The sequence below is a fragment of the Spirosoma utsteinense genome, assembly GCF_014282275.1.
In the GTDB taxonomy this organism is placed as follows: domain Bacteria; phylum Bacteroidota; class Bacteroidia; order Cytophagales; family Spirosomataceae; genus Spirosoma; species Spirosoma utsteinense.
Map to the genome: position 1 here is coordinate 1 of NZ_VFIA01000088.1, position 7742 is coordinate 7742.

At 38.5% G+C, this 7742-nt stretch carries 3 protein-coding genes; all 3 read left to right on the forward strand.

From position 1 onward, the window contains the following. Positions 1–455: 455 nt before the first annotated feature. The 3 genes from FH603_RS27260 to FH603_RS27270 all read left to right on the forward strand — a co-directional run bounded on the left by FH603_RS27260 (position 456) and on the right by FH603_RS27270 (position 7683). Positions 456–1868: an NACHT domain-containing protein gene (locus tag FH603_RS27260; protein WP_186742357.1), complete on the forward strand. Its 1413-nt coding sequence runs from the start codon at positions 456–458 to the stop codon at positions 1866–1868. A gap of 936 nt (positions 1869–2804) precedes the next feature. After that, positions 2805–6593 carry a class I SAM-dependent DNA methyltransferase gene (locus FH603_RS27265; RefSeq protein WP_186742359.1) on the forward strand — a complete coding sequence of 1263 codons (3789 nt, stop codon included), beginning with the start codon at positions 2805–2807 and terminating at the stop codon, positions 6591–6593. Position 6594: 1 nt separating this feature from the next. Further along, entirely contained in the window at positions 6595–7683 is a 1089-nt protein-coding gene (locus tag FH603_RS27270; RefSeq protein WP_186742361.1) for a caspase family protein, read from the forward strand. The last annotated feature ends 59 nt before the right edge of the window (positions 7684–7742 follow it).

The following is a 7742-nucleotide window of genomic DNA, read 5'->3' on the forward strand; positions in this document are numbered from 1 at the left end:
GACATTAGTCTGCTGTTTTTCAAGCTGTTGCAGTTCGTCAACGGTCTGGCTGATTTTAGTAGCGTAATCCATAACCAAAGATACGACTTATTGAATTTGATTTAGTATAAGGCAGTTATAAGAAATAGCAGATGCTATGGAAGTACCTTTATTTGAATTGATTTTCCACAAGAAGCCGAAGCATTAGTCAATGTTAATTCGGCAGTGCAAAAGCTAATACAATCAAACGTCAACATATTAGATTTTAAGATTAAGGTAGAAAAGCTTTTTAGTGTTCTAACCGGTTTCGTACCGGCACTTGAGCAAATGGGGTTTACTGAAGGTCAGAACACAATTAGAGCCTGATGGAAGGCTTGAGCAGTATACTAAAAAGAAGATAAATGATTGGAAAGAGTCATTAAAAAAGTGAATATAAATCTTTACAACTTCTCCTACAGTGTCTATTTAAAGATAAAATGGAAAATCTAATTGACCTCATAAGTGATTCCATAAAAGAATGGTTACACATTTACAAGTATGAAGTTTCTACAAAATTAATTAAAATTACTTTACTCCTAATATTTTGCAGTGGAGTAATCCCTTTAGGTGTGAAAATAATTAGAAATATACTTTTATGGATTGAAACTAGAAGAGCACAGGTAGATTTATTTCCGTTAATAGAAAAAATAGTTGTAAAAGAGGCTAGGCAAAATTATATTTTAACAAAATTTCAAAATATATCCCCGGGGGATGAGCATGAGCCAAGCTATGCATATGCTTCGACAGCTAAAGAAAATATGATGTCTTTTTTCCTAAAACGGGCATTTATTGATGATTCAGAAGCACATAGGTATTATTTACTTTTAGCTGATTCTGGCATGGGTAAATCAACATTTCTAATAAACTTATTCATAAGATACCAGAGAAGATTTTTCAAAAAATACAAAATTTTACTCGTTCCGCTAGGGAACCCTCAAGCTGATAATGAATGGCAGAAAATTGATTCTAATCAGCAAAAAAATACATTACTTTTTCTAGATGCTTTTGATGAAGATCCTAAAGCAGGTTTAGATTATGAAGAAAGATTACAGGATATACTTCGTCAAACACGCGGCTTTAGAGCCATAGTTTTAACAAGTAGAACTCAATTTTTTCCTAGTGAGAAGGAAGAACCTCACCGAACGGGTGTCTATAGATATAGCCTAAATCACGATACTAGCCACTATTTTAAAAAAATGTATTTATCACCTTTCGACGATAAAGATGTCAAAATGTATTTAAGAAAAAAATACCCAAGCTGGAACATATTTAATTGGATTAAAAGAAGGCAGGCAAAAAAATTAGTGAAATTATCGCCTAATTTAATTGTTAGACCAATGCTACTAAGTTATATTGATGATTTGATCGTACCATTCAATGTTTCGAATCTTAAGCAATTGAAATACAAAAGTATATATTTAACCTCGGTCGATGTATACGCAAAGTTAATTGAGAAATGGATAATGCGAGAAGCATACAGAACTTCATTAGAGAGAAGGGATAAATTCATAAAGGATATGGATTTATTCTCAAAAGTAGTTGCATTAAATATTTTTAACAATAGAATTAATAGAAATGGTTTATTTATATACGTTGAAGATTTATCTCTGTTAGCAAGTGACTTCTCAATAAGTTTATCAGAGTTAGAATTAAAAGGTAGATCACTGCTAAATAGAGATAGTTTCGGTAGATATAAGTTTGCACATAAATCAATTTTAGAATTTCTACTTGCTAAACATGCCATTGAAAATATGCCGTTCGCTGAAGGAGTTGGATACTTTGTAGATTTTAAAGAATTTGACTTAGCGCAAAAATTTTACCAAGAAATGTTTACCCAACAAATAATATAAGTCAGTTCTGGCTGTAGTATACATTTAAAACGTGTTGGGGAATTATGTTTGGCATTGTCCACGAGATAGTTGATTATAACAAGATTCTTATTTAACCCTTTCGGCTTAGTGTATTTTTTTTGATTTAGCCATTATCGTAGCAGTCTTTATTAAGATGTGGTCTCAACTCTAACTTATAAAGGAGGACCTTACAGATATTTGTCTATGCGCAATGTTCCCCCACTGTTATAGATGCCGTTAAGTCGTTGCCATTTGAACACTCTTCGAGCTATAGGTGTAGGCTTACCCCGGTAAAACATTTTGGCGTACGGCTTATCAAGTTTCTCCAGGGCCTCCCTTAGTTTGTAATAAGGGCCGCACACCCTTGCTATCTGACGGTATTGTTTTGAATACGTCTGACTTTCGTATAGTGCTCCCTGAAGTGCTTTACGGGACACAAAATATCTACCGACCTGGTACAGTGTCCGGCAACGTTTACCTGTCAGGGGGCAAACAAAGTACCATACGTTGCCCTTTCCTAAGTTGCTCGGCAGTTGTACCAATTCTATTTTGTACTTCATCTGCTCTTCGCTATTATAGGTGTATTCCAACTCAACGCAGTTGTCCCACAGTAAATCAACAGTAACGCTAATTGTCCCTATTGTTTCCCCGTTACGGGTCCATCTGACTGAACCTGAACACCTACTCCGGCTAACCACATAACCAAGCTGTTTGAGATTGGCTAAGGTAAGTTTTCTCAGATCGTTAAAATTGCTCCGAAAGGTTGGAATTCGTCCCATGATAAGGTGTAACATGTCTTATTATTAACCTAAATCTTTAAAGAAGATGCCATACGGGTAATTAAATGGTAGCATCATAACTCATTATTCTATTTACCCTGATTCATTTGTTAGGCTGTCAAACGGTTCGTTACTTGCTGTTCTTAAAGATACACAGATGTTTCTTACGGCCCGTACCCCCACCGAATCCCTCGACAAAGCCTATCGGCTCCAACCCGCTACCCGTGAACAGATTGAGCGATTCAAAACCAGTTACCTAAAGCTTTTACCCCTCATCAACGAGAAGGAAAGCGAGGAAAACGTAAAAGATCATTTGATGGACTTCTTGAAAGAAGTCTACTACCGGGATGCTCATGTAGTAGCGCCAAAAGGCAAAACAGATTTTGTCATTCACTTAGGCAAAGATGCCACGACTCAGGCCGGGGTACTCTTTGAGGTAAAGCGTCCGGCTAACAAAGGGGAAATGATAACCCGGCAAAACCTCAATGTCAAAGCCTTTCATGAACTGTTGCTGTACTACTTTCAAGAACGGCAACGCTCCCAAAACAGCGACATTCGACATTGTGTCATTACCAACGTGTTTGAGTGGTTCATCTTTGACGCGGCTTTGATTGACCGACTGTTCTACCGTAACGCGCACCTGTTCAAAGAATACAAAGCATGGGCATCGGGGCAAAAGGTTAGCCGCAACAATGACCTGTTCTATAATGAGATCGTAAAACCCTTTCTAACTGAACTCACCGACGAAATACCCTTTACATATTTTGACATAAGGGACTACCAGAAAATAGTAGCCGATGAGGATAAACTAAACGACAAGGCATTACTATCGCTCTACAAAATACTATCACCTACGCACCTGCTGAAGTTGCCACCGGCTACCGATAGCAACCGACTAAACCCTAAATTTTATTCTGAACTCCTACACCTTATCGGTCTGGAAGAGGTCAAAGAGGGGGGTAAGAAAGTGATTAGGCGCAAAGAAGCGAGCAAGCGGGATGAAGGGTCATTACTCGAAATGGCCATAATTGAACTGGACTCATCGGGCAAGCTTTATCAGCTTCACGACCGGAGCCAGTACGGAGCAACCACCGAAGACCAACTGTTCAGTGTAGGGCTGGAATTGTGTATCACGTGGGTTAACCGGATTCTCTTTCTGAAGTTGCTGGAGTCACAGCTGGTTAATTATCATGGTGGCAACAAAGACTATACCTTTCTGAACCGGGATAAGATACCCGATTTTGACGAACTTAATAAACTATTCTTTCGGGTGTTAGCCCGTAAACCGTCCGAACGACAGGCATCAATTCAGGCCAAGTTTGGCCGGGTGCCCTACCTGAACAGTTCGCTGTTTGAGACAACGGAGTTAGAAAACGACAGTATAGGCGTTAACCAGCTCGACAATGGACTGAAGCTGCCAATACTACGCAACAGCGTATTAAGCGATAACTCAATCTATAAAAACACGAAAGAGGTTAGTACACTGGCTTACCTGTTCGCCTTCCTGGACGCCTACGATTTTGCATCAGAGAGCCGGGAAGTGATTCAGGAGAAGAACCGGACGCTAATCAATGCTAGTGTTCTAGGATTGATCTTTGAGAAGATTAACGGCTATAAAGACGGTTCGTTCTATACGCCCGGTTTCATTACTGAGTATATGTGCCGGGAAACCATCCGTAAAGCAGTAGTCCAGAAATTCAACGATGTTAAACGCTGGGATTGCAAGGACTTTGCCGACCTCGAAAACAAAGACCTTGATCGGGCAGAAGCCAACACGCTCATCAACGAGATCCGAATCTGCGACCCCGCCGTAGGATCGGGTCACTTTCTGGTATCAGCCCTGAATGAACTGATTGCCGTAAAGTCTGACCTGGGCATCTTTCAGGATGCAAACGGTAAGCGGATAAAGGATTATACCATAAGTATCCTGAACGATGAACTGATTGTACAGGATGAGGACGAAACCCCGTTTCAGTACGTGTTACAAGCAACGGGTAAACCAACTGCTGAACGCCAACGGGTACAAAAGACGCTGTTCCACGAAAAGCAGACCATTATCGAAAACTGCCTCTTCGGTGTAGACATAAACCCCAACTCGGTCAAGATTTGCCGGTTACGGCTCTGGATTGAGTTGCTCAAAAACGCTTACTATACCGATGAGTCTGTCTTTACCGAACTGGAAACTTTGCCAAACATCGACATAAACATCAAGCAGGGAAACAGCCTGCTCAGCAAGTTCAATCTGACAGAAGACCTGAGCGATGTATTCAAAAAGCAGAGATTCAGTCTACGCACCTACAAAGACGCTGTAACGGCCTACAAAGAAGCAAAGACCAAAGATGCTAAAGCAGAGCTACAACGCTTCATCAACGAGATAAAAAGCCAATTCCGCGAAACCGTCTACAATCGTGATCCACGCCGAAAAAAGTTAGCTAAACTTCGAGGTGAACGTATTTTATTAGATAGCGAACTTAGCATTTTCGACAGCATTAAAGACCCAAAAGTGATTGAATCTGAAAAAAAGCGGTACGAAAAACTAATTGAACAGGCGGGAAATGAAATTGCTGATATTGAGAATAACGCCTTGTACCGTAACTCGTTTGAATGGCGGTTCGAGTTTCCCGAAGTCCTGAACGAAAAAGGGGACTTTGTAGGGTTCGATGCGATTATCGGTAACCCGCCCTATATCCGGCAAGAAGAGTTAGGCGAATCAAAGACTCTGTTGAAAAAGGACTTTCCGAAAACGTACGCGGGTACAGCTGATTTATACGTCATGTTTGTTGAGCATGGCTTACGGATTCTACGACCTGATGGTCAGTTCACTTTTATCATACCGAACAAATGGATGAGAGCCGGTTATGGCATCAATTTACGCAAATGGCTAAAAACGTTATCCATTCAACAAATTGCCGATTTTGGTGATTTACCTGTCTTCGAGGAAGCGACTACGTATCCAAGTATTCTAAGTATCAGAAATAGTATCCACCCTGTAAAATTTAAATTTATTCAGATTCAAACATTAAAATTCATAAATGGGCTGTCAGATTACATTGAATCTGAAAGTTTAGATTTAAGGAACGAGAGCTTGCAAGATGAGGGTTGGTTATTAACCGACTTTGCCACTCAACAACTTATGGCCAAACTGCGAACAACAGGCATGACCCTCGGCAAGTACATAGACGGCAAAATGTATTATGGCATTAAGACAGGATTTAACGAAGCCTTTATAATTGATATCGATACGAAAAACAAGTTAATAGCTGAAGACGCTCGCAATAGTGAAATTATTAAGCCATTCCTCGGAGGACGGGATATAAAGCGATATCAGATGCCTAAGACAGACAAGTACTTAATATTTACACGCCGCGGTATCTCTATAAACGAATACCCATCTATACTAAAGTATTTAGAACAATTTAAAGAGCGATTGATACCTTGCCCGAAAGATTGGAAAGGCGAATGGAAAGGCAGAAAAAAAGGCTCTTACGCGTGGTATGAAATACAAGATGCCGTTGATTATTATAGCGAATTCCAAAAGCCCAAAATATTCTTCCAAGAAATATCGACTTACCAAGCTTTTAGTTATGACTATGCGGGCATATATCCAAACAAAACACTTTTTGTAATACCAGATGCTAACCTGTTTCTGTTAGGCATTATTAATGCAAAAGTGGTTTGGTTCTTCTTAAACCAAATCACTCCTAAAATACAAGGTGGAGCTTTGACCCTACAAGGAATTTATATGAGACAAGTTCCAATCCCATCTATAATCCAAGAAGAACAATCGCTTTTGGAGAGTGTAGTAAATCAAATTCTAACGTTAAAATCTACCAACTCAACCGCTGATACCTCCGTATTAGAAGCAGAGATTGACCGAATGGTTTACAGATTTTATAGGTTGACAGAAGAGGAAATCGCAATCGTCGAATCAACTACAAATAAATAGTATGGCTGTGTTTAATTTGAAAGAGAGAATTAATTATTTATTTGTCATTGGAATTGATAAATATGAGGAGACTACACACGCTGTTCTAGGTAATTCTATTTTCGACTGTCAAAACTTAATAAATGTATTGACAGAGAAATATAATTTTCAATTGATATTAGATCCATTATTTGACGAAGCAGCTACAAGAAAGAACATAATCGATAAATTAAGTGAAATAAGTCTTATCACGGACAAAGAAGATAATTTAATAATATATTTCGCAGGGCATGGATCAATGAATCCTCACACTAAAAAAGGATACTGGGTGCCTGTAGATGCAGCATTATCTGAAAGCGATTATATCCCTAACTCCACAATAAAAGACAAAATTGAAGATATTAATGCTAAGCATATATTTCTCGTTTCTGACTCTTGTTTTTCTGGCACTTTTCTGACAAAAACTAGATCAGTAGATATTGCTAGTTCTTTCTACGAAAAACTTGATAAATCAAAATCGCGTTGGTATCTATCATCTGGAAGAGAGGAAAAGGTGTCTGACGGTATTAAAGGCAAAGGAAGTCCCTTTAGTAATTCTCTAATTAATTTCCTCAAAGAAAACGACTCTAAGTATATTTCTGTTTCAGAAATTATTAACCATACATCTAAAATAACTGGAAGCGCGTCTAGGCAACAACCCGTTGGTGGTACCATTACTGGCCTTGAACAAGAATACGGACAAATGATACTAATTAAAAAAGAGCATGATATTAAATTAACACAACAACAGTTTAATAATTTTATGAAAACCTATGGGTTTTACTATGGACAAAAGTATAGCATAGAACTTATAAAATCTCTATATCCATTACTAGGTATGGTAGCTACGCTAAGACAAATGCAATGGGAAAATGTTTTTGCTTCATCTGTAGAGAATATTTTATATAAGTTAAAGTCTCATTTTTCTAACAATTGGAGGGAATATGAAGATGAATTACAAGGTAAAATCAAAAAACTAATTTTACCAGAAAATATTACATTCGATGACGCAATCGCTTTTTTAGAACATGTTGGGAAATCATATTTGGCAATAAGTCTCGATTCGTTGTAACATGATCTGGCTATTGGCCAGATACAGCCAACTGGCCGAAGAAGATACTGTATGCTCGT

What these genes read in the sequence shown, in the direction of transcription:
- FH603_RS27260 (WP_186742357.1), top strand. Translation starts at nt 456, where the DNA reads ATGGAAAATCTAATTGACCTCATAAGTGATTCCATAAAAGAATGGTTA.
- FH603_RS27265 (WP_186742359.1), top strand. Translation starts at nt 2,805, where the DNA reads ATGTTTCTTACGGCCCGTACCCCCACCGAATCCCTCGACAAAGCCTAT.
- FH603_RS27270 (WP_186742361.1), top strand. Translation starts at nt 6,595, where the DNA reads ATGGCTGTGTTTAATTTGAAAGAGAGAATTAATTATTTATTTGTCATT.